We start from the raw sequence: 21104 nt of genomic DNA, 5'->3' as shown, positions 1-21104 counted from the left end.
GCGCAAGCTCACATGGAGTTGCGCCCCATTTTCCCAAGACAGGCACAGGAGGCCTGAATGACGTCGCTGGCACATATCGGACCAAAGGTTCTTCGCCGTTTTCGCGATTGGAATTGGAAAGGGACCGCGTTTGCGCTGACAGGCGCACTGGCGGTTGTCCTGGTGTCCGGTCACGGAACTCCCGTGAAAGCAGACGCGGGTTTCGACCGCTTTGTTCGCTCGTTCTGGTCAAAGGCCAGTTCTGCTGGAATTTCCTCGCGCACCTACAATGCCGTCTTCACAGGCATGGACCCGGATGCGGACACGCTCCGCTTGATGGACAAGCAGTCTGAGTTCGTCAAACCGGTCTGGTCTTATCTGGAGAGTGCGGTCTCCGATTCGCGCGTTTCGCGTGGGCGGGAACTGCTGGACGAATACGCTTCCGTGCTGAGCAAGATCGAGGCGCGCTACGGCGTCGACCGCGAAGCCGTGCTGGCGATCTGGGGCATGGAAACCAACTATGGCACCTTCAAGGGCAAGCACAATGTCATACGTGCGCTTGCCACGCTGGCCTATGCGGCGCCGCGTCGTTCCAGCTTCTGGGAGCGGGAGCTGATCAAGGCGCTTGGCATTGTGCAGGCTGGCCACGTGCGGTTTCAGGACATGGAAGGCTCCTGGGCCGGTGCCATGGGACATACCCAGTTCATGCCCACCAGCTGGCAGGCCTATGCTGCCGACTATGATGGCGACGGGCGGCGCGATATCTGGACGTCGGTGCCGGATGCGCTTGCCTCAACTGCGAACTATCTGTCGGAACATGGCTGGCAAACCGGCAAGACCTGGGGCTATGAAGTCGCCCTGCCGCGCAGCTTTAATTACAAGCTGGCCGATGACGACACGACCCTGTCGATTGCCGCATGGGCTCGCCAGGGGGTGCGCCGGGCCAATGGCCGGGACTTCCCGCGTCCGCAAGACGACGCGATTCTGGTGATGCCTGCCGGTGCCAGTGGCCCAGCCTTCCTGATGCTGCGCAACTTCTATGTGATCAAGCGCTACAACAACGCCACGGCCTATGCCTTGGCCGTCGGGCATCTCGCCGACCGGATCATCGGTGGCGGTGAGTTCCACGGCGACTGGTCACGTGAATATCTGCCGTTGTCCCGCTCTGAAACCAAAGAGCTGCAGCAGGAACTCAACCGTCGCGGCTACAATGTGGGATCGGCTGACGGCAAGGTAGGACCGGCGACCAAGCGTGGCATTCGGGCCTATCAGAAAGCCCTTGGTCTCATTCCCGACGGCTATGCCTCTGTGGTATTGCTTGCCAGGATGAAACTGGACAGCTGATCTTAATCAGCACCAGTCTGGAAAAGCAGAGGCTAACCGCATGGTTCTGATGGGACGATATTCCCTCCGGCAAAGGCTTGCACGTCGTGCAGGCCTTTTGCTGCTCGGCTTTGCGTTTGTGCTGTGTCAGGCAAGTGGGTGGCCTTCAGGGGCCTATATCGCAGGCGCTTCTGCGCAGGAGCAGGCTAAAATCGTTCTGGCGCAGGCCGAGGAGCGGCGCAGTTTCAATCCGCTCGGTGCTCTGTTTCGCCTGTTCAAGGGTGATGACCGGCCGCGCCGTGGCACGCAACGTAGCGGCTCGAACAATCGAAAAGCTTCATCCTCTTCCTCGGGTTCCAGCAGTGCGGGCTCAAGCGGCTACTCCAAGCCGCGCTTTGTCGAGCAAGTGAAAGACCCGGATGCGGGGGTGTTGCTGGTTGTCGGTGACGACATGGCCGACGGCGTCGCTGAAGGACTGAGGTTTACCCTGCAGGACAAGCCGATGGTGAGGACGGAAAAGCTCGTCACCGCACGGCAGGGGCTGGCGGGCGACAGCCCGCCTGACTGGATCAGCCAAATCAAGACCTTTGAAGAGTTGGACCGGGTGCGCGCTGTCGTCCTTATGATGGGCCAGCACGACCTCAAGCGGATGTTTCCAGGTGAGCCGCCGGTTGAGTTCGGAACGCCGGATTGGGAAAAGACCTACCGCGAGCATGTGCGGCTGCTGATCGAGCAGACCAAAGCCCTGCGCAAGGCGGTTATCTGGATTGGCCTGCCGCCGACGAACTCGGCGCTTGTGAACGAGGATTTTCAACTGCTGAACGGGATCTTCCGCGAGGAACTTGAGGCGACCCGCAGCTCTTATGTCGATATCTGGGACATTTTCCTCTCTGATACAGGCGAATACTCGTCCTACGGCCCTGATGTGGATGGGCAGCGCAAGAAGCTGCGCTCGGGCAATCGCATCGGCTTTACCTGGGCTGGCTATCTGAAAGTGGCGTTCTTCGTCGAACGTGAATTGACCCGGGTGCTGGGTGGATATGGCGGGCTGGCCTTCGAGGGCGTTGCCGATGACCCCAACTTCATCGTTCTGACAGGGCGCACCACTTCCTCCGAAACTGATCTGCTGGGGGGAGGGGAGGTCCAGACTGACGAGGATGCTGCGGAGTCGCTTGGCTATCGGGCATTGGTGAAAGGCGAAGTGCTTGAGGCGCCCGTTGGACGGGTCGACAACTGGCAACGCGATCCGGCCAACCTGGAAAATTAGGGCGGGCGTAGCCGTTCAACAAAAAGGGCCGCTTTGTCCCTCGGGAAAAAGCGGCCCTTTTCGTAAGGTTTTGTGTGACGCGTCAGCGCGGCAGGTTGGTTGACCCTGTCAGGAACTCATCCACGGCGCGGGCGGCCTGACGGCCTTCACGGATGGCCCAGACGACCAGCGACTGACCCTTGCGCACGTCACCGGCTGCAAAGACCTTGTCCATCGTGGTCTTATAGTCCTCGGTGTTAGCCTTGACGTTGGTCCGGCCATCGAGTTCCAGCTTGTCTCCAGCACCGGCGATGTAGGTGTCGAGACGCGGGCCGGAGAAACCGATTGCGGCCAGAACCAGATCGGCCTTGAGGATGAACTCGGTGCCGGGGATCGGTTGACGCTTTTCATCAACGCGGGCGCATTTCACCCCGGTGACGTGACCGTCTTCGCCGACAATGCCGAGTGTTGCTGCGGAGAACTCGCGTTCAGCCCCTTCGGCCTGCGAGGAGGACGTGCGGAACTTCGTTGGCCAATAGGGCCAGATGGTCTGCTTGTCTTCTTTCAGCGGCGGGATCGGGCGAATGTCGAGCTGGGTGACCGACAGGGCGCCCTGTCGGAAAGATGTGCCGACACAGTCAGAGGCGGTGTCGCCGCCGCCGATGACGACGACGTGCTTGCCAGCCGACCAGATCGGCGCTTCGTTGGAGTGCGCAGGAACTTCCGGCTCACCACCAACGCGGCGGTTCTGCTGAACCAGGTAAGTCATCGCCCAATGACAGCCTTCCAGGTCGAAGCCGGAGACGCCGGGATCGCGCGGGCGCTCAGAACCGGCGCAGAGGATCACGGCATCGTGGCGCTCGGCCAGGTCTTCCAGAGAGACGCTGGTACCGACATCCACGCCATAGTGGAATGTCACGCCTTCGGCTTCCATCTGCTCGATGCGACGGTCGATGAAGTGCTTTTCCATCTTGAAGTCGGGAATACCGTAGCGCAGCAGGCCGCCTGCCTTGGGCTCACGCTCATAAACGTGAACCGTATGACCGGCACGGGCGAGCTGCTGGGCGGCTGCCATGCCTGCAGGACCGGAGCCGATGATGGCGACGGCCTTGCCGGTCTTGGTGGCGGCGGGTTCCGGTGTGATCCAGCCTTCGGAGAAGCCCTTGTCGGCAATCGCCTGCTCGATGGATTTGATGTTCACCGGAATGTCTTCCAGGTTCAGCGTACAGGCTTCCTCGCACGGGGCGGGGCAGATGCGGCCGGTGAACTCCGGAAAGTTGTTGGTGGAGTGCAGGTTGCGCAGTGCCAGATCCCAGTCGCCCTCATAGACAAGATCGTTCCAGTCGGGGATCTGGTTGTGCACTGGACAGCCTGTGGGGCCGTGACAGAACGGAATGCCGCAGTCCATGCAGCGCGCTGCCTGACGCTGAACTTCGCCTTCGCCGAGCGGGATGACGAATTCCTTGAAATGGCGGATACGATCAGACGCAGGCTGGTACTTTTGTTCCTGCCGGTCGATTTCCATAAATCCGGTTACCTTGCCCAAGGTGACCTCCTCACATATATTTCAAGTCTCTGGGGCGGCTCGATCGGGTGCGAGAAAGTCCCGCACCCGAGAGCCGATCGTAGATCGTTGGTGCCGCAGATCACTCCGCTGCCACCAGACCAAGGCGTTTTTCTTCCATTTCCCGCAGTGCGCGGCGGTACTCGACCGGCATGACCTTGACGAACTTGGGCCGGAACTCGGACCAGTTGTCGAGGATCATCTGAGCCCGGGTCGATCCGGTGTACTCCACATGCTTCGTCAGAAGCTGGCGGAGACGCTCGTCGTCGTGGCGGGTCATGTCGCCGGAGATGTCGACGCGGCCCTTGTGCTCCAGATCGCCACCGTGGTGATGCAGCTTCTCCAGAAGATCGTCTTCCTCGGAGACAGGCTCGAGCTCGACCATGGCCAGGTTGCAGCGGGACCCGAAGGTGCCATCTTCATCCAGAACATACGCCACGCCGCCGGACATGCCAGCTGCGAAGTTGCGTCCAGTCTGACCGATGACCACGACAACGCCGCCGGTCATGTATTCGCAGCCGTGGTCGCCGACGCCTTCGACAACCGCCTGAGCGCCGGAGTTACGCACCGCAAAACGCTCACCCGCAACACCGCGGAAGTAGCATTCACCGGTGGTTGCCCCGTAGAGCACAGTGTTGCCGACGATGATGCTTTCCTCGGCAATGATCTTGGTGTCGAGCGGTGGACGGACGATGATCTTGCCGCCGGAAAGACCCTTGCCGACGTAATCGTTGGCATCGCCTTCCAGGGTGAAGGTCACGCCCTTGGCGAGGAAGGCGGCAAATGCCTGACCAGCCGTGCCCTTGAGATTGACCCGCAGCGTGTCGTGCGGCAGGCCCTTGGCGCCGTAGCGCTTGGCAACTTCACCCGACAGCATCGCACCGGCAGAGCGATCAACCGAGCAAATGGTCTCTTCGATGACCGTCGGTTCCTTGGTCTCAAGCGCCGGCTTGGCCGCAGAAATCAGGCGACGGTCGAGGATGTCGACGATCGGGTGTTCCTGGCGCTGGGTCCAGCGGGTCTCTTCCGGCTTTGCGTCTGGCTGGTAGAAAATCCGGGTGAAGTCGAGGCCCTTGGCCTTCCAGTGATCGATGGCGTCCTGCTTGTCGAGGAAGTCGGCGCGACCGACGAGGTCTTCCAACTTGGCGACGCCCAGGGCTGCCATGTATTCCCGCAGCTCTTCAGCGACGAAGAAGAAGTAGTTGATTACATGCTCGGGCGTGCCCTTGAAGCGCTTGCGCAGGACCGGGTCCTGGGTCGCAATGCCGACTGGGCAGGTGTTGAGGTGACACTTGCGCATCATCAGACAGCCTGCGGCAATCAGCGGAGCGGTGGAGAAGCCAAACTCGTCAGCTCCCAGAAGCGCGCCAATCAGCACATCGCGGCCTGTGCGCAGACCGCCATCGACCTGCAGGGCAACACGGGAGCGCAAGCCGTTGAGAATCAGGGTCTGCTGGGTTTCAGCCAGGCCCATTTCCCACGGGCTGCCCGCATGCTTGAGCGAGGTCAGCGGCGAGGCACCGGTGCCACCGTCGTAGCCGGAGACCGTGATGTGGTCGGCACGCGCCTTGGCCACACCGGCCGCAACTGTACCGACGCCAACTTCAGATACCAGCTTGACGGAGATATCGGCCGCAGGGTTGACGTTCTTCAGATCGTAGATCAGCTGAGCCAGATCCTCGATCGAATAGATGTCGTGGTGCGGCGGCGGAGAAATCAGGCCGACGCCCGGAGTTGAGTGGCGCACCTTGGCGATGACCGCATCCACCTTGTGACCCGGAAGCTGACCGCCTTCGCCGGGTTTTGCACCCTGCGCAACCTTAATTTGGATCATGTCGGCGTTGACGAGATACTCAGCCGTGACACCGAAGCGACCGGAAGCCACCTGCTTGATGGCAGACCGCTGCGGATTGCGCGAGCCATCGGGAAGCGGATTGAAGCGCTCTGCTTCTTCGCCGCCTTCACCGGTGTTCGACTTGCCGCCCATTTCGTTCATGGCCATCGCCAGCGTGGTGTGCGCCTCGCGGGAGATGGAGCCGTAGGACATGGCACCGGTGACAAAGCGTTTGACGATGTCCTCAGCCGATTCAACCTCAGACAGGTCAATAGGCGTGCGGTTCAGCTCCTTGGCATCCTTGATGCGGAACATGCCACGGATCGCATAGCGACCGCTTTCCTCGTTCACGATCTTGGCAAACTGACGATACATGTCCGGCAGCTTGGAGCGAACGGAGTGCTGCAGCACGGCGATGCTGTCCGGCGTCCACATGTGGTTTTCGCCACGCATGCGGTAGGCATATTCACCGCCGACTTCGAGAGAGCGGCGCAGAACCGCCACATCGCCGAAGGCTTCGCTCTGACGTTCGACGGTTTCGCGCGCCACTTCCTCAAGGCCGATGCCTTCGATGGTGGTGGCAGTGCCGAAGAAGAACTTCTTGATGAAGTCGCTGGACAGGCCGACCGCATCGAAGATCTGGGCGCCGCAGTAGGACTGATAAGTCGAGATGCCCATCTTGGACATGACTTTCAGCATGCCCTTGTTGATAGACTTCATGTAGCGGTTCACGACCTCTGAAGCGTCGACCTCCTCTGGGAAGTCCAGCTCCATGTGCATGGACAGCAGGGTCTCGAACGCCAGATACGGGTTGATCGCTTCGGCGCCAAAACCGGCGAGAACGCAGAAGTGATGCACTTCGCGAGCTTCACCGGTTTCAACAACCAGACCAACCGATGTGCGAAGACCCTTGCGGATCAGGTGATGATGCACGGCGGCTGTCGCCAGCAGAGCCGGGATCGCAATGCGCGAGCGGCTGATCAGGCGGTCGGAGAGAACGATGATGTTGTCACCGGCGAGAACGGCCTTTTCTGCACGGTCACACAGTTCCGACAGAGCTGCATCCATGCCTTCCGCGCCTTTTTCGGCGGAATAGGTGATGTCGAGCGTCTTGGCGGAAAACTGGTTGTCGGCGATGTCGCCGATGGCGCGGATCTTTTCCAGGTCGGCGTTTGTCAGAATTGGCTGACGCACTTCCAGACGCTTGGAGGTCGAGACCTGCTTCAAATCGAAGAGGTTCGGACGCGGGCCGATGAACGACACCAGGCTCATGACCAGTTCTTCGCGGATCGGATCGATCGGCGGGTTGGTTACCTGGGCGAAGTTCTGCTTGAAGTAGGTGTATAGCAGCTTGGACTTGTCGGACAGCACGGAGACCGGCGTGTCTGTTCCCATGGAGCCAATGGCTTCCTGACCGATTGTGGCCATCGGCTGCATCAGAAGCTTGATGTCTTCCTGGGTGTAGCCGAAGGCCTGCTGGCGATCGAGCAGGCTTTCACCGGCGATGGGAGCGCGATCGCGCACAGCCGGCATGTCTTCCAGAACGATCTGCGAGCGGTGCAGCCAATCCTTGTAGGGGTTGGCCGTGCAGAGTTCGCGCTTCACTTCCTCATCGGAAATGATGCCACCCTGTTCCAGGTCGATCAGCAGCATGCGGCCCGGCTGCAGGCGCCACTTCTTGACGATCTTTTCTTCCGGTACCGGCAGCACGCCGACTTCCGAAGACATGATGACATAGTCTTCGTCGGTGACGATGTAGCGGGCAGGGCGCAGGCCATTCCGGTCCAGCGTGGCGCCGATCTGGCGGCCATCAGTGAAGGCTACGGCGGCAGGGCCATCCCACGGCTCCATGATGGCGGCGTGATACTCGTAGAAGGCGCGACGGTTGTCGTCCATCAGCGGGTTGCTGGCCCAGGCTTCCGGAATCAGCATCATGGCTGCGTGGGCAAGCGAGTAGCCGCCCATGACGAGAAGTTCCAGCGCGTTGTCGAAACACGCGGTGTCGGACTGGCCTTCGTAGGAGATCGGCCACAGCTTGGAAATATCGTCGCCGAACAGTGGCGAGGAAACCGATGCCTGACGCGCGGCCATCCAGTTGACGTTGCCGCGCAGGGTGTTGATCTCACCGTTGTGGGCAACCATCCGGTAGGGGTGGCTGAGGTCCCAGGACGGGAAGGTGTTGGTGGAAAAGCGCTGGTGCACCAGGGCAAGTGCCGAGGTAAAACGCTCGTCCTTCAGATCAGAATAATAGGCGCCGAGCTGGTAGGCCAGGAACATGCCCTTGTAGACGATGGTCCGGCTCGACAGGGAAACGATGTAGAAGCCCTGCTTCACGGCGTCGGTCTCGGCGCGAATGGTGTTGGAGATCACCTTGCGCAGCACATAGAGACGACGCTCAAACGCGGTTTCGTCTTCGTTCTCACCACGGCGGATGAAGACCTGACGGGAGACCGGCTCGGTCGCAGCAATATCGGGCGCCTTGGACAGGGAGGAGTTGTCGACTGGCACATCGCGCCAGCCGATGACGGCCTGGCCTTCGGCGCCGATGATGCGCTCGACGATCTCTTCGCACTTGGCACGCAGGGCGTCGTCCTGGGGCAGGAAGACAAAACCGACACCATAGTCGCCAGCGGAGGGCAGCTCCTTGCCGAGCTTCGCCATTTCATCGGCGAAGAAGGCATGGGGCATCTGCACCAGCATGCCGGCGCCGTCGCCCATCAACGGGTCGGCGCCAACCGCACCGCGGTGGGTCAGATTTTCAAGAATGTTCAGGCCATCGGCAACCACGCGGTGAGACTTTTCGCCTTTCATATGGGCGATGAAGCCGACGCCACAGGCATCATGTTCACGTGCAGGATTATAGAGCCCGTTCTCGGCGGCCACGCGCAACCGTTTCGCCAGCGCGGTTTCGGTTGCTGTCGCAGCTGTGGTGTCCGCATTGGACGCGGCGCCCTGGATCGCTGTGCCGTTTGTCAGCTCTATGGTTTTCATGTGCTCCCTCACGTGTTCTCACACGATGTATGAGAACCGGGGTTGAAGCGTCGGGTCCCGTTCGGGTCGCGTTCCTATCCGGACGCGGCTCGTGCGACGACCCTGGCTTCCCGCCTCGGCTCTGTCGAAATTCGGACGCCTGGCTGCCGAAGGTGGAGTAAAATCCTCCTGGCTGCCTGACGTGGTGTTGACCACCGGATAGCTTTCCGGTGCCGATGCCCTGCTGCGCAATTGCCTTTTCGTGTGATCGAAAGGCAGTGCGACGGTGCGAAAGTCAAGGCATTCGCAAGCGATCAAGCCGATCTCGGCCTTTTCGCGGTCAACGTGTTTGGTGGGGTTTTCCGCCTTCCAGTGGTCCCGTCGCATCTGATTTAAATGCGTCCGCGCCGATGACTGTAAACAAGACGTAACCCTACCCGGCCGAAAGGGACAGTGATGCTGTCCTATTCCAAGCGGCGCGAACATGCCAGATTTCACCTGCCTGAGCAAGTCTGTTTCTCTTTGACATTATTATAAAAGTTTCGCCATTGCAGCGCCAATTCGTAGATTAGTTGGTTTTAACCCCGTCCAAAGGAAAGAATCTTACATGTAGTGGGCGTGAGCGTGTCGGAGCGGTCCGGCGTGATCACGAAATCTGTCACAGTCGTTTGATTTTTCAGTGATCGGGAGAACGGCGAAGGTGACCCCAGATCCCCAGGGTGGACGTCCTCCGGTCTGGGCCTAGAGTTCAAATGAACGGGAGTTGACCATGACCAAGAAGACAATGACTGCAGCTGTTCTCGCCAGTGCCGTTGCCGGTGCGTTGGCCAGTGTTGCCGTTCCGCAGGAAGCTGCGGCCCAGGCCAAGGAAAAGTGCTACGGTGTGTCTTTGAAAGGCCAGAACGACTGCAAGGCGGGTGCGGGTACAACTTGCGCCGGAACCTCCACAGTCGATTACCAGGGAAATGCCTGGACGCTGGTTCCCAAGGGTACATGTGTCGACATGGACCTGCCTGGCGATCGCCACGGCTCGCTTGAAGAGCTGGACCGCGATCTGCCGAAAGCCTGAATTAAGCCGTGACCCGGCTGGAGCAAATCATGACCCAACAGCATCTGACCTCTGACGGCCCCTCGGCACAGAACGCAGGCGCCGGTCCTCATGGATTGCCCTGCCGGGCCGGGGCGGGTCTTAAGCCGGAGCATGTTGCCGACATCCTTCAAGACAGCCCGGACATTGGTTTCTTCGAGGTTCATGCCGAGAATTATATGGGCGATGGTGGCATGCCGCACCGCCAGCTTGCAGCCATCCGCGAGCGCTATCCGATCTCCCTGCATGGGGTCGGGCTTTCCATCGGAGCAGAAGGGCCTCTGGACAGGGGGCATTTGAGCCGTCTCAAGGCGCTGGTGCAGCGCTATCAGCCTGGTCAATTCTCCGAGCATCTGGCGTGGTCGACCCATGACACCACCTATTTCAACGATCTTCTGCCGCTACCCTATACGGGTGAAACTCTGACGCGTGTATGTGATCACATTGACCAGGTGCAAGACGTCCTGGGCCTACGCATGCTGCTGGAAAATCCCTCTACCTATGTGGCATTCGCCCAGAGCACATACGCTGAGACAGATTTCTTGAAAGAAATTGTTCGGCGCACCGATTGTGGCCTGCTTCTGGATGTCAACAACGTCCATGTGTCCTGCGTCAATCAGCAATGGGATGCAAAAACCTACCTTGAGTCGTTTCCGGTCGAGGCTGTCGGAGAGGTGCATTTGGGTGGCCATGCGGTGGATGAAGATGATGCAGGACGCCCGTTGCTGATTGATGCGCATGACCGGGAAGTCGATGCGGCTGTCTGGGCGCTATATGAAGCGCTGATCGGACGTATCGGTCCGGTGCCAACGCTGATCGAGTGGGATAATGATGTGCCTGCCTGGCCCGTTCTGATGAACGAAACCATGGCGGCGAATGCCATTCTGGAAGCGGAGCGGGAAGCTCGTTCAGATCAACCCGATGCCGTGGCGCGGGAGGCTCGGCTTGCCGGGTGATTTTTATCCGCCACTGCCGGGCCGGGCTGATTTCGCCTCAGCTCTGACAGACGCTGGCGTGTCGATGCCCGACGGAATTATCGGGCCGGATGGCGCACCGGCGCCGAAGCGTTTCAACGTCTACCGCAACAATGTGATGTCGAGCCTGAGCGAGGCCCTGGCGCAAAGCTATCCGGCACTGTCAAATCTGCTGGGCGAAGACTATTTCAAGGCGATGGCGCGTGTGTTGATTGCGCAGCATCTGCCGCAGTCTGCCGTGCTTCTGAGCTATGGAGCGGAAATGCCCGAGTTCATTGAGGCTTTTCCTCCACTGGCAGCCTACCCGTATCTGGCGGACGTGGCGCGGTTGGAGTGGGCCTGGCTGCGGGCTTATCATGCGTCCGACTGCGCGCCTCTCGCAGTCGAAGCGCTATCCTCCAGAGCTCCGGATCAGCTGGGCACGCTGAAACTTTGTCTGCATCCCGCTGCTGCGCTGATTTCTTCGCGCTATCCGATTGTCGCGATCCTGAGCCAGAACCGAGTGGCGCAATCAGGTAGGATGGATCGGGAGGCGGGGAAGACATCGATCGATATGTCCCTGTCGCAAGTGGCGCTGGTGACGCGTCCGGATCTTGCTGTGCATGTGGAGGCGCTGGACCCTGCCTCGGCTGTGTTTTTTCAGGCTCTGGCGGATGGGAAGGCTCTCGGCTTTGCGGCGGAACATGCGCTTGCAGCACATTCTGATTTCGATTTGACGGTGTGTTTGCGTAAGGTACTGGAAACAGGTGCGTTCATTGCCGCAGGCGGCAAGGCATAAATGTGACGTTGGCAGGCGACCGGGCGACCGCATTTTTGGCGGACCTGGAACGGAGGGCAGAATGGGTTTTTTGGCGGCATGGCTTTATCGGGTACACACCAGCGTGGCGCTTGTAGTGCAGCGCGCCACGATGACCTGGTTGCCCGGACTGGCGGCGCGGCTGGTCTTTGCCAGTGTGCTGCTGGTGTATTTCTACAAGTCCGGTCTGACGAAGCTTGGGGACGGGGTCCTCGGCATCTTCATGCCTTCGGATGGTGCCTATGCGCAGATCCTGCCACAGATCTATGAGGCGTCGGGATATGATGTCTCGCAACTGCCGTTTCTGCCCTACGGGGCCATCGTTCTGGCGGGAACCTGGGCGGAATTTATCCTGCCGACGATGATTGTGCTGGGATTGTTCACCCGCATCTCCAGCCTCGGCATGATCATCTTCATCGCAGTGATGACCTACGTTGATATCACCGGGCATCATGTGGAAGCGGCGACCATCGGGGCCTTCTTTGACGGCAATCCGAGTTCCCTGATGGCCGATCAGCGGTTGCTCTGGATCTTCCCCTTGTTGTTTCTGGTGCTTCAGGGGCCCGGAAAACTCTCGCTCGATACGCTTTTGGGTGGGCGGATGCGGCGGCGTGAGCTGTATTACTAGGCTGTCCCTGGTTCACACCTCAAGTCAGGCGGACGACGATTTTCGGTGATCGTCGGTGCGCGAGCCTTGCGCTGGCACAGGGTGTGAAGCACATTCGCCTCCATGAACTTTGCCAGTGATAATTGGGCAGGAGCCACGGCGCCGGTGATGGCAGCCCTGGCCCGCCACTCCGCCGGGTTTGCCTCCGCCTATGGGACAGATCCTCTGACCGCCGCGCTCGAAAAGCGCTTCTGCGAGATTTTCGAGCGGGAAGTGTCGGTGTTCTTCGTGGCGACCGGTTCGGCCGCCAACTCCTTGGCGCTGTCGGCCTTTGCCAGACCAGGTGGCGCAATCTTCTGTCATGAAGATGCGCACATCCGGGTGGACGAATGCGGCTGTCCGGAATTTCTCACCAGCGGCAACAAGCTGGTGGGGGTTGCTGGCGTCAACGGCAAGATGACGCCTGAGGCGCTGAGCCAGTCGATGGCTGATTTCCCCGATGGTGTGGTCCATCACGGCCAGGTCGCTGCGGTTTCCATCACCCAGGCAACGGAAGTCGGGACGCTCTATTCGCTGGACGAAATTGCCGCGATCAAGGCTGTGGCTGAGAGTCGCGGCGTGCCTTTGCATATGGATGGTGCTCGCTTTGCCAACGCGCTTGCCTCGCTGGGCGCAACGCCAGCGGAAATGACCTGGAAAGCGGGCGTCGATGCGCTGTCCTTCGGGGCAACGAAGAACGGCTGCTGGTGCGCTGAGGTGATTGTTTTCTTCGATCCGGAGCAGGCGAAGGGCTTTGAGTATTTCCGCAAGCGCGCCGGGCATCTGTTTTCCAAAAGCCGGTTCGTCGCAGCCCAGCTGGAAGGTTATCTGGAAAATGACAATTGGCTTACGACCGCAGCCCATGCCAACGAGCAGGCCAAGCGGTTGGCCCAAGGTGTTGAGCAGCGCGGCGGGCGCCTGTTGTCGCCGGTGCAGGCGAACGAAGTGTTCCCGATCATCGGCAAGGTCCAGGCCGCCAAGCTGCGGCAAGGTGGGGCGATGTTCCACGAATGGCCTGTGCAGGCCAGTCATCCGAATGCGCCGGTCGAGGGGGACGTTGCTATCCGTCTGGTGACGAGTTTCGCCACCTCACCTGAGGAGGTTTCTCAGTTTCTGGATCTGCTCTAGTCTTTGAGACGAGCTGTTCCTGCTTTTCGACGTGAGCATGGCGCCTGGATTGGATCCAGGCGCCATTTTTTGTCATTCGCACTCTACGGCTGATGCGGGCCGTATCGATTTGCGTCTGGTGGATCAGACCAGACGGCCAGATATTGAGAGCCGACCTTAGTGGGTCTGGGCTTCAATCTGCTTGGAGGTTCCTGTTCCGATTTCGATCTTGCGTGGTTTCATGGCTTCCGGGAGCTCACGAACCAGATCGATGTGGAGCAGGCCGTTTTCAAGCTTGGCTCCGTCGACACGAACATATTCAGCGATCTGGAAGCGGCGCTCGAAGGCGCGTGAAGCGATGCCGCGATGCAAAATGCTTCGGCTTTCGTCTTCCGCTTCCTTGTCTCCCTTGACCGTCAGCACGTGTTCGCGTGCCTCCAGAGAGAGCTCTTTTTCGCTGAAGCCGGCAACGGCCATGGTGATGCGGTAAGCGTTCTCTCCGGTCCGCTCGATGTTGTAGGGCGGATAGCTCGGAGCGTCTGCGTTGGCGCTGTCGAGAAGGGAGAACAACCGGTCAAAACCTACGGTGGAGCGGTAGAGCGGAGTAAGGTCAAAATGGCGCATGTGTCTGTCCTCTTAAAGTTGAGCAACGGATCATTTTCTGTATCGTCCCACCCCCCAATCATTGGCGAGGCTGACGAAGCTAACAGGCCCAATTGGCGCCTGTGTTCCTGAGATGGGGAGCCCGTTTGGCAAGTTCAAGAGGGTGAAATTCAATCTGAATGCCAGATGAATGGGGCCTTCCGTTTTGGTTCAAGTGGTATGAGCCATTGTCCTCTCATCGACGCCGCAACGGGCTTTTGAGCCTGGCGGCAAGCAAGACGAATTGACATGATGAGAGGAGTTCAGAAATGACCCGCACCAAAAGCAAGATCGTACTCGCCTTCGCCACCGCCCTGATGCTCGGCGGAACCGCCATGGGGGTTTCAACCACCGCCGCCAGCGCCCAGAGCGCCGTCAGCAAGATCGAAGACGGCAAGGGCCGTGTCCTTCAGATCGATCATCGCGGCTCCCGTCATGGGTATGAACGGGGAGGACGCCGGGATGAGCGCGGTGGACGTGGACACGTGCAACGCGGCCATGGCCGCGACCATGTTCTCGGCAAGCGTCAGGTTCGTCGTTCCCTGCGACGTCAGGGGTACCGGGATATCCGTTTCGTTGGTCAGCGTGGCCCGGTGTTCATTGTTCGTGCCAAGGGGTGGCGCGGTCTGCCGCAGAGGCTGGTTGTTGACGCCCGTTCTGCAGCCGTGATCGGCCGCAAGCCGGTTCGTCAGGGCGGCTACAACTGGAGCTACCGCTGGTAAGTGCGGAATCCTTTGAGGGCCCGCAATCTCGCCCACTGCGCAAATGGCCGTGCGATCCCCTCGCGCGGCCATTCGTGTGTCGGTCCGGGCACTTGCATGTGTTGTGATCGTGGGGATGGCGCAGTATCGTGTGGCAACACAACAAGGGATGCTGAAGGCCGCGATGAAGTTGATCGATCACCCGGACAATCCCGTGCCTGAGGGCGGTACATGTGGAATGGTCCAGTCTACTGACGGCGTGTTGCTGCGGTATGCCCATTGGCCATCGACCGGCGGCAAGCGTCGCGGCACCGTCACCCTGTTGCAGGGGCGGGCGGAATTCATCGAGAAGTATTTCGAAGTCGTCGAGGACCTTCGCAAGCGCGGCTTTGCCGTCATTGCCTTTGATTGGCGCGGGCAGGGCGGGTCCGACCGACTGTTGCGCGACAGACGTCGAGGGTTCGTCCGCTCCATTCGTCAGTACCAGGAAGATCTTCGCACTGTTTTGAAAACCATTTCGCTGGCCGAATATCCGGGCCCGCACTTCGCTCTGGCGCATTCCACCGGGGCGGCGGTGCTTCTGGCAGAGGCGCCGAGATTGCGGACCGTGATTGATCGGGCCGTTCTTTGTTCGCCGCTGGTCGGCATCCTTGATCTGGGGTGGCGGGAGCGCTGGGCGTTTCGGCTTACCCGGATGATGAGCCTTTACGGGCTCGGCAGCCGTTACATTCCCGGCGGCACATCCGAGATTTTCGGGAAGTTTGAAAACAACCGGCAAAGCAGCGATGAGCGACGGTTTCAGCGGGCGAATTTCGTTCTGCGGCTGGCGCCGGAACTGGGGCTCGGGTCACTCACCGCCGGTTGGTTGCATGCGCTGGGTCAGGCGATGTTGTCTTTTCGGCGCCGCGACTTCGGCCCGTCTATTGCCTTGCCGTGTCTTGTCATTGGCGCGGGAAAGGACCGGATCGTCTCAACCCGCGCGACCGAGGAATTGGTCTCACGGATGAAATCGGCCGGATACCTGGAAATTGCCGGGGCAGAGCATGAGTTGCTGATGGAGCGGGATATCTACCGCGATCAGGTCTTTACGGCTTTCGACGCTTTCATCCCGGGAGGCGCCGAGGCCCCCGGGTTTCAGGATGAAAGCGTCGTGGCCTAGGCGGCTTTAGGAAGGTTCAAACGGCTCCCGATGCCAGCTTTGCCAGCAGCTTTTCATGCAGGCGTGGGTCACCGCTGGCAACCACCTGACCGCCATCGGTCGCCGGCCCGCCTGTCCAGTTGGTTATGACGCCGCCAGCTCCTTCGATTACCGGGATAAGAGCAACGATATCATAGGCTTGCAATCCTGTTTCGATGACGCAGTCGACTTGCCCGGCGGCGATCATGGCATAGCCGTAGCAATCGGTGCTGTAGCGCACCAGACGGGTCTGCGCCTCAATCGCATTGTAGGCGTCTGCCTCGGCGCCCTTGAACATCTCAGGCGCGGTGGTGAGGAGAATAGCGTTCTCGATGCTGTCGCAGGAGCGGGTTTTCAGCGGCCGGCTGCCAATCGGACCCTCGTACCAGGCGGACTTGCAGTCGCCGACAAAGGCTTCGCCGATATAGGGCTGGCCCATCATGCCGATATCCGGCTTGCCGTTGGTCTTGAGGCCGATCAGAACGCCCCAGGTGGGCAATCCGCTGATGAAAGCGCGAGTGCCGTCGATCGGATCAAGAACCCAGACATGCTCCGCATCAAGGTTTTCGCTGCCGTGTTCCTCACCCAGAATGCCGTGTCCGGGATAGGTCTTGTTGATCTCGGCCCGCATTGCCGTTTCTGCGGCCTTGTCGGCGATTGTCACCGGATCGAAGCCGCTGGCCAGCTTGTTTTCAACATCAAGACCGCCTCGGAAGTGCGGCAGGATGGCTTTTGCAGCGGCTGCAGACAAAGTGTCGAGGAAAGGCACGAGCGGGTGGGAAGAAGCCAAGGAGATCTCCACTTTGGGATATGTGATTGTGACATTTGGGTCGGTGTGAGAAATGCCAGGCAGGAAGCTTCTCAAGTAGGTCAGGGGTTTATTGCATTGCGGTGGGTAACTGAACCGAAAAATTGGCGGAATTGCTTATATTTCGATCACTGGATGCACAGAAGCTAGGCTTGACGTTTGTGCGATGCGGTGCGAGGTTTATTGCAGCGCGAAACGATCTTTCTGAGTAGCGCCGCCCTCCTTGGGCGTTTCCTCCCTAGACTTCGGGCCGCTTTTTAGCGGCCCTTTTTTCTTGTCCGGACCGCTGGGTCCAGATTTCAAACATGTTCTTTCCGATAGTGCCGTGTGACGGCCGTCTATTCCGCCGCCTGTGCCTCTTCGGTAAAGGCGGCATCCGGCATGGCTGTCAGTTCCTTGGCGAATTGGGCGAGGTCTGTCTTGAGCTGGACGAAATGTCGATTGGGCTGATGGGTGGCTTCGTCCATATAGAGACCGCGGTTGATTTCGATCTGCAGGGCATGAAGGTTCTTGCTCGGGCGGCCATAGTGCTCGGTGATGAAGCCGCCAGCGTAGGGGGCGTTGCGGCTGACCCGGTAGCCCAGGCTCTGCAACAGGGCGGCGGCGTAATCCACCAGCTCCGTCGCGCAGCTGGTGCCGTAGCGATCTCCGAGGATAAAGTCCGGGCGCATGTCGGAGGGAACGTTGCGGATGACGGATGGCATGGAATGGCAGTCGATGAGGATCGCATGGCCGAAGGCGACATGGGTCTGGGCCAGCAGGCGGCGCAGGGTCACGTGATAAGGCTTGTAGATCTCTTCAATGCGCCACATGGCTTCCGCCAGAGGCAGGCGGTGCCGATAGATTTCGTGATTGTCGCTGACGATGCGGGCAATCGTGCCCAAGCCGCCGGCAACCCGAATGGAGCGTGCGTTGGCGTAACTCGGCAGCCGCTCGTGGAACATCTTCGGGTCTAGCTCATAGGGCTCGCGGTTTACATCCAGATAGGCGCGGGGGAAATGCGCCCGTAGCAAGGGCGCTCCCAACGGGACGACATGGGTGAACAACTGATCGACGAAGGCGTCCTCGGACCGCCTGATCATCTGCTCATCCAGCCGCGAGGCAGCCACAAAACTCTGGGGATACTGACAGCCGGAATGGGGAGAGTTGAAGACGAAGGGCAGGCGCTGATCGGCCGGGCTCAGGATCTCGAAGGGCGGGTATCCGTTGAAATCCGCGTTTGGAGCCCAGGACGCAGGTGTTTCGCTGTCGTTCACCAAGTTCCGCCCTTTCCTGTCCATTGTTTTTGGGGTGGCACTTGACCAGATCCCTGAATTTGCCATGTTGCCAAGGAATTAACACCCCGTCCACAGAAACCGGTTGCCTGTAGCCGGGGAATGGTTTCACTCTATCTTTAAACCGGATTCCGATTATAAACGGCCCTGCACGGGCGGAGTTCGGTCCGCTGTACACAAGTTTAACAACGAATGGTTGCCAACAATGCCGCGTATCCTCCTAGCGGAAGACGACAATGACATGCGCCGCTTTCTGGCCAAGGCACTGGAAAACGCCGGTCATGATGTCATTTCCTTCGATAACGGAAAAAGCGCTTATGAGCGTCTGCAAGAGGAGCCCTTCTCGCTGTTGCTGACGGATATCGTCATGCCGGAGATGGATGGCATTGAGCTGGCTCGGCGTGCGACGCAGCTGGATCCCGACTTGAAGGTGATGTTCATTACAGGCTTCGCAGCTGTTGCTCTGAACCCGGAATCGGACGCACCAAAAGACGCCAAGGTTTTGTCCAAGCCTTTCCACCTAAAGGATCTTGTGCAGGAGGTGGAGCGGATGCTGGCTGCTTAAGCAGCGAGTTATCCACGGCCTGGTGGGTTAAGCGAAAAAGTTTCGCCGGTTCTGTAAAAAGGGTGTTGCCACACCTCCAGATCCTCGCTATATCGCTCCCCACCACAGCGCTCCGGCGCAAGTGATACCGAGGAATTCGGGCGTGTAGCTCAGCGGGAGAGCACTTCGTTGACATCGAAGGGGTCACAGGTTCAATCCCTGTCACGCCCACCATTGTTGCACTGACTGGCGATTGCGCCAATTGGTGTGGGCCATTCCGGGCCAAAGACAGCGCAGGGTTTTACCCAGCTGCGGTCGAAACGGATAGGGCCACTCACAGATGAGCGCCGACGGCGCTTGTTTCATGTTTACGGGTAATAGGGCCCTTCCAAGGGACAGTGTCATGAAGATCAAAAATTCGCTTAAAGCGCTGATGGGCCGTCACCGCGACAACCGTATGGTTCGTCGTAAAGGCCGTGTGTACATCATCAACAAGAAGGCTCCGCGCTTTAAAGCTCGTCAGGGCTAAGCGCCGAGCGCGCCTCGCGCGCTTGTGACCACCTTGTTCAATTCACGGATTGACCGCTGCTGCCGGGAGAGTAATCTTCCGGCATGCGGCTTTTTGTGTTTCTACTTCTTCTTTCGTTTGGTCTCACGTCCGGCATGGCCTGGTCGGCTGGGCGCCTGAGCTTTTTACCTGTTGTCCTTCAGGTGCAGACCGTCCCTGATCTGGGGCCGGAGGCGGATATTCCTTCGCTCGACGATCTGGATACGCTTCTGGATACGCCGGAAGGCGAGGAAGGCTCTGAGGGCGCGGAAGACGGCAGCGGTGTAACCGTGCTGGAAGAGAATCTGACGGGCGAAGGGGCGAAGACGGCCCCGCTTGATGGCTTGTTTGACGATCTGGCAGCTGCCGAGGGCGAGACCCAGGCTCGCATACGTGCCCACCGCATTCAGTTGCTCTGGCTACGCTCGGGAAGTGATACGGTGGATCTGCTGATGCGTCGTGCCGGAACAGCCCTGCAGCAGGAGGATCTGATTCTGGCGCAGGATCTGCTGGATGTGGTTGTGACCCTGGCTCCGGAGTTTGCCGAAGGGTGGAACCGTCGTGCCACGGTCTTCTACATGAAGTCCGATTTTTCCAAGTCTCTGGCCGATATCGAGCGGACGCTTGCTCTTGAGCCGCGGCATTGGGGAGCACTCTCCGGTCTCGGGATCATTCAGCGTCGGCTGGGGCAGGACAAACGCGCTCTGGAGACCTTTCGACGGGCCTTGAGCATTCATCCGGGACTGGAAAATGCCAGCGAGGCGATCGAGACGCTGGAAAAAGATGCTGCGGGCGAAGCGATCTGAGATCGTATTGCTGCTTGCCCAAAGCTGGCGTTCCGCTGAAAGTTTCTTTCCTGCCATTGCTTTGCGCTTGAAGGCTTTTAGTCTGAAGCGATGATTTGGTTTCCCATTACATTGATCGGCCTGACGCTTTTGGTCGCCTATACCTTCTTCCGCACCCGTCAGATCGGCGCAGGCTATCCCCCAACGGGTACATTCGCCGATGTCGAGGATGTTCGTCTGCACTATCACTGGCGCCGTGCAGGAAAAGTGAGCGGCGAAAAGCCTCCGACACTGGTGTTTCTGCATGGGGCAAGTGGCAACGCCTGGGATATTCTGACAGCCTTTGAGCCGCACATTGGCGACGCGGCAGAGTGCCTGTTTGTCGACAGGCCCGGCCTTGGGCACAGCACCCGGGCACGGCGGCACCACGTGCCGATCGAGCAGGCGCGAACCCTTGGTCGGCTGCTGGACCAGCTGGAAATCGGCTGCTGCGTCGTTGTAGGGCATTCGCTCGGGGCCTCCGTGGCGGCCGCACTGGCGCTGGAGCGGCCGGATCTTGTGGCCGGTGCCGTGTTCATCGCGCCTGCAACACATCCGTGGCCGGGTGGCGTGGCGTTATACTACCAGTTGGCCGCATGGCCTCTCCTGGGACCACTGTTCAGCTGGACATTGACGCTGCCGATTGCAGAGCGGTTGGCGCCGGGGGCGACGGCCTATGTGTTCGCTCCCGATCCAGTGCCTGATGATTATGCCGGGAAGATCCGGCTGCCACTGTTGTTTCGTCCAGCGTCGTTCCGTGCCAATGCGGCTGACGTTGCGCGACTGAAGAAGAACGTCAGCAAGCAGAGCTGCCGCTACGGCGAGATCATGCAGCCCTGTCTGGTCTTTACCGGCGACAAGGATGCTGTCGTCTGGCCCAGCATTCACAGCGATGGCCTGGAGCGGGACCTGCCGCATGTGCGGAAGATTGTTCTGCCCGGTGCGGGGCACATGCCGCACTACGCGCATGGAGAGCGGATCTTCCGGGAAACACTGGAGCTGGCGCAGGCGCAGGATTTAGCAAAGAAAAAACTCGCAAGGGAGTTGTGATGAAGAGAACT

At 59.7% G+C, this 21104-nt stretch carries 18 protein-coding genes and 1 tRNA gene; 14 read left to right on the top strand and 5 right to left on the bottom strand.

From position 1 onward, the window contains the following. Positions 1-57 precede the first annotated feature (57 nt). Together J0X15_RS17300 and J0X15_RS17295 are read left to right on the top strand one after the other, a co-directional pair. Positions 58-1323, top strand: coding sequence for a lytic murein transglycosylase (locus tag J0X15_RS17300; protein WP_206943451.1), 1266 nt, complete (start codon positions 58-60; stop codon positions 1321-1323). A gap of 49 nt (positions 1324-1372) precedes the next feature. After that, positions 1373-2569, top strand: a complete 1197-nt coding sequence (locus J0X15_RS17295) for an SGNH/GDSL hydrolase family protein (protein WP_206943449.1) — start codon at positions 1373-1375, stop codon at positions 2567-2569. 82 nt (positions 2570-2651) lie between these two features. Here the strand turns inward: J0X15_RS17295 and J0X15_RS17290 are convergent, their stop codons facing one another. After that, positions 2652-4094, bottom strand: coding sequence for a glutamate synthase subunit beta (locus tag J0X15_RS17290; RefSeq protein ID WP_206943447.1), 1443 nt, complete (start codon positions 4092-4094; stop codon positions 2652-2654). Between the two features lie 100 nt (positions 4095-4194). Beyond that, on the bottom strand, positions 4195-8937 hold the full coding sequence (gene gltB / locus J0X15_RS17285) for a glutamate synthase large subunit (RefSeq protein WP_206943445.1): 4743 nt from the start codon (positions 8935-8937) through the stop codon (positions 4195-4197). Positions 8938-9685: 748 nt separating this feature from the next. On the opposite strand from gltB, the gene J0X15_RS17280 reads away from it, so the two are divergent. The 5 genes from J0X15_RS17280 (at position 9686) to J0X15_RS17260 (ending at position 13547) form a co-directional block, all read left to right on the top strand. Further along, entirely contained in the window at positions 9686-9985 is a 300-nt protein-coding gene (locus tag J0X15_RS17280; RefSeq protein WP_206943443.1) for a BufA1 family periplasmic bufferin-type metallophore, read from the top strand. 29 nt (positions 9986-10014) lie between these two features. After that, positions 10015-10959, top strand: coding sequence for an MNIO family bufferin maturase (gene bufB, locus J0X15_RS17275; RefSeq protein WP_206943441.1), 945 nt, complete (start codon positions 10015-10017; stop codon positions 10957-10959). Next, positions 10949-11755, top strand: coding sequence for an HvfC/BufC N-terminal domain-containing protein (locus J0X15_RS17270; protein ID WP_209015424.1), 807 nt, complete (start codon positions 10949-10951; stop codon positions 11753-11755). The genes bufB and J0X15_RS17270 overlap by 11 nt, the downstream gene beginning before the upstream one ends. 61 nt (positions 11756-11816) lie before the next feature. Then, on the top strand, positions 11817-12401 hold the full coding sequence (locus tag J0X15_RS17265; RefSeq protein WP_206943437.1) for a DoxX family protein: 585 nt from the start codon (positions 11817-11819) through the stop codon (positions 12399-12401). Positions 12402-12503: 102 nt separating this feature from the next. Beyond that, the gene (locus J0X15_RS17260; protein WP_206943435.1) at positions 12504-13547 is read left to right on the top strand and encodes a threonine aldolase family protein; all 1044 of its coding nucleotides are present in this window, start codon (positions 12504-12506) and stop codon (positions 13545-13547) included. A gap of 156 nt (positions 13548-13703) precedes the next feature. Here the strand turns inward: J0X15_RS17260 and J0X15_RS17255 are convergent, their stop codons facing one another. Next, positions 13704-14150: an Hsp20 family protein gene (locus J0X15_RS17255; RefSeq protein ID WP_206943433.1), complete on the bottom strand. Its 447-nt coding sequence runs from the start codon at positions 14148-14150 to the stop codon at positions 13704-13706. A gap of 287 nt (positions 14151-14437) precedes the next feature. Here J0X15_RS17255 and J0X15_RS17250 point away from each other — a divergent pair, with 287 nt between their 5' ends. After that, positions 14438-14890 carry a hypothetical protein gene (locus tag J0X15_RS17250; protein ID WP_206943431.1) on the top strand — a complete coding sequence of 151 codons (453 nt, stop codon included), beginning with the start codon at positions 14438-14440 and terminating at the stop codon, positions 14888-14890. A 115-nt stretch (positions 14891-15005) separates the two neighbouring features. Then, on the top strand, positions 15006-16028 hold the full coding sequence (locus J0X15_RS17245) for an alpha/beta fold hydrolase (RefSeq protein WP_209015423.1): 1023 nt from the start codon (positions 15006-15008) through the stop codon (positions 16026-16028). A 16-nt stretch (positions 16029-16044) separates the two neighbouring features. On the opposite strand, the gene hisN is transcribed toward J0X15_RS17245, so the two are convergent. After that, positions 16045-16836 carry a histidinol-phosphatase gene (hisN, locus tag J0X15_RS17240; protein WP_206943429.1) on the bottom strand — a complete coding sequence of 264 codons (792 nt, stop codon included), beginning with the start codon at positions 16834-16836 and terminating at the stop codon, positions 16045-16047. A gap of 356 nt (positions 16837-17192) precedes the next feature. Beyond that, positions 17193-18110 (bottom strand): N-formylglutamate amidohydrolase, encoded by a 918-nt coding sequence (locus tag J0X15_RS17235; RefSeq protein WP_331461947.1) that lies wholly within the window; start codon positions 18108-18110, stop codon positions 17193-17195. A gap of 223 nt (positions 18111-18333) precedes the next feature. Between J0X15_RS17235 and cpdR the strand changes: the two genes are divergently transcribed. The 5 genes from cpdR to J0X15_RS17210 all read left to right on the top strand — a co-directional run bounded on the left by cpdR (position 18334) and on the right by J0X15_RS17210 (position 21093). After that, positions 18334-18693 (top strand): cell cycle two-component system response regulator CpdR, encoded by a 360-nt coding sequence (gene cpdR / locus J0X15_RS17230; RefSeq protein WP_206943418.1) that lies wholly within the window; start codon positions 18334-18336, stop codon positions 18691-18693. Positions 18694-18831: 138 nt separating this feature from the next. Then, positions 18832-18906: transfer RNA gene (locus J0X15_RS17225), tRNA-Val, on the top strand. A 169-nt stretch (positions 18907-19075) separates the two neighbouring features. Continuing rightward, positions 19076-19201 carry a type B 50S ribosomal protein L36 gene (gene ykgO, locus J0X15_RS17220; protein WP_029059454.1) on the top strand — a complete coding sequence of 42 codons (126 nt, stop codon included), beginning with the start codon at positions 19076-19078 and terminating at the stop codon, positions 19199-19201. Between the two features lie 83 nt (positions 19202-19284). Continuing rightward, entirely contained in the window at positions 19285-20025 is a 741-nt protein-coding gene (locus J0X15_RS17215; RefSeq protein ID WP_209015422.1) for a tetratricopeptide repeat protein, read from the top strand. A 90-nt stretch (positions 20026-20115) separates the two neighbouring features. Beyond that, complete coding sequence (locus tag J0X15_RS17210; protein ID WP_206943416.1) at positions 20116-21093, top strand: alpha/beta fold hydrolase; 978 nt, start codon at positions 20116-20118, stop codon at positions 21091-21093. Positions 21094-21104 lie beyond the last annotated feature (11 nt).

The organism is Roseibium limicola, assembly GCF_017313085.1.
GTDB lineage: Bacteria > Pseudomonadota > Alphaproteobacteria > Rhizobiales > Stappiaceae > Roseibium > Roseibium limicola.
This window is presented reverse-complemented; position numbering and strand designations above follow the sequence as displayed.

Bases quoted from the DNA above. Each gene is read 5' to 3' on its own strand.
- J0X15_RS17300 (WP_206943451.1), top strand. From the start codon at position 58: ATGACGTCGCTGGCACATATCGGACCAAAGGTTCTTCGCCGTTTTCGC.
- J0X15_RS17295 (WP_206943449.1), top strand. From the start codon at position 1,373: ATGGGACGATATTCCCTCCGGCAAAGGCTTGCACGTCGTGCAGGCCTT.
- gltB (WP_206943445.1), bottom strand. From the start codon at position 8,937: ATGAAAACCATAGAGCTGACAAACGGCACAGCGATCCAGGGCGCCGCG.
- J0X15_RS17280 (WP_206943443.1), top strand. From the start codon at position 9,686: ATGACCAAGAAGACAATGACTGCAGCTGTTCTCGCCAGTGCCGTTGCC.
- bufB (WP_206943441.1), top strand. From the start codon at position 10,015: ATGACCCAACAGCATCTGACCTCTGACGGCCCCTCGGCACAGAACGCA.
- J0X15_RS17265 (WP_206943437.1), top strand. From the start codon at position 11,817: ATGGGTTTTTTGGCGGCATGGCTTTATCGGGTACACACCAGCGTGGCG.
- J0X15_RS17260 (WP_206943435.1), top strand. From the start codon at position 12,504: ATGAACTTTGCCAGTGATAATTGGGCAGGAGCCACGGCGCCGGTGATG.
- J0X15_RS17255 (WP_206943433.1), bottom strand. From the start codon at position 14,150: ATGCGCCATTTTGACCTTACTCCGCTCTACCGCTCCACCGTAGGTTTT.
- J0X15_RS17250 (WP_206943431.1), top strand. From the start codon at position 14,438: ATGACCCGCACCAAAAGCAAGATCGTACTCGCCTTCGCCACCGCCCTG.
- J0X15_RS17245 (WP_209015423.1), top strand. From the start codon at position 15,006: ATGGCGCAGTATCGTGTGGCAACACAACAAGGGATGCTGAAGGCCGCG.
- cpdR (WP_206943418.1), top strand. From the start codon at position 18,334: ATGCCGCGTATCCTCCTAGCGGAAGACGACAATGACATGCGCCGCTTT.
- ykgO (WP_029059454.1), top strand. From the start codon at position 19,076: ATGAAGATCAAAAATTCGCTTAAAGCGCTGATGGGCCGTCACCGCGAC.
- J0X15_RS17215 (WP_209015422.1), top strand. From the start codon at position 19,285: ATGCGGCTTTTTGTGTTTCTACTTCTTCTTTCGTTTGGTCTCACGTCC.
- J0X15_RS17210 (WP_206943416.1), top strand. From the start codon at position 20,116: ATGATTTGGTTTCCCATTACATTGATCGGCCTGACGCTTTTGGTCGCC.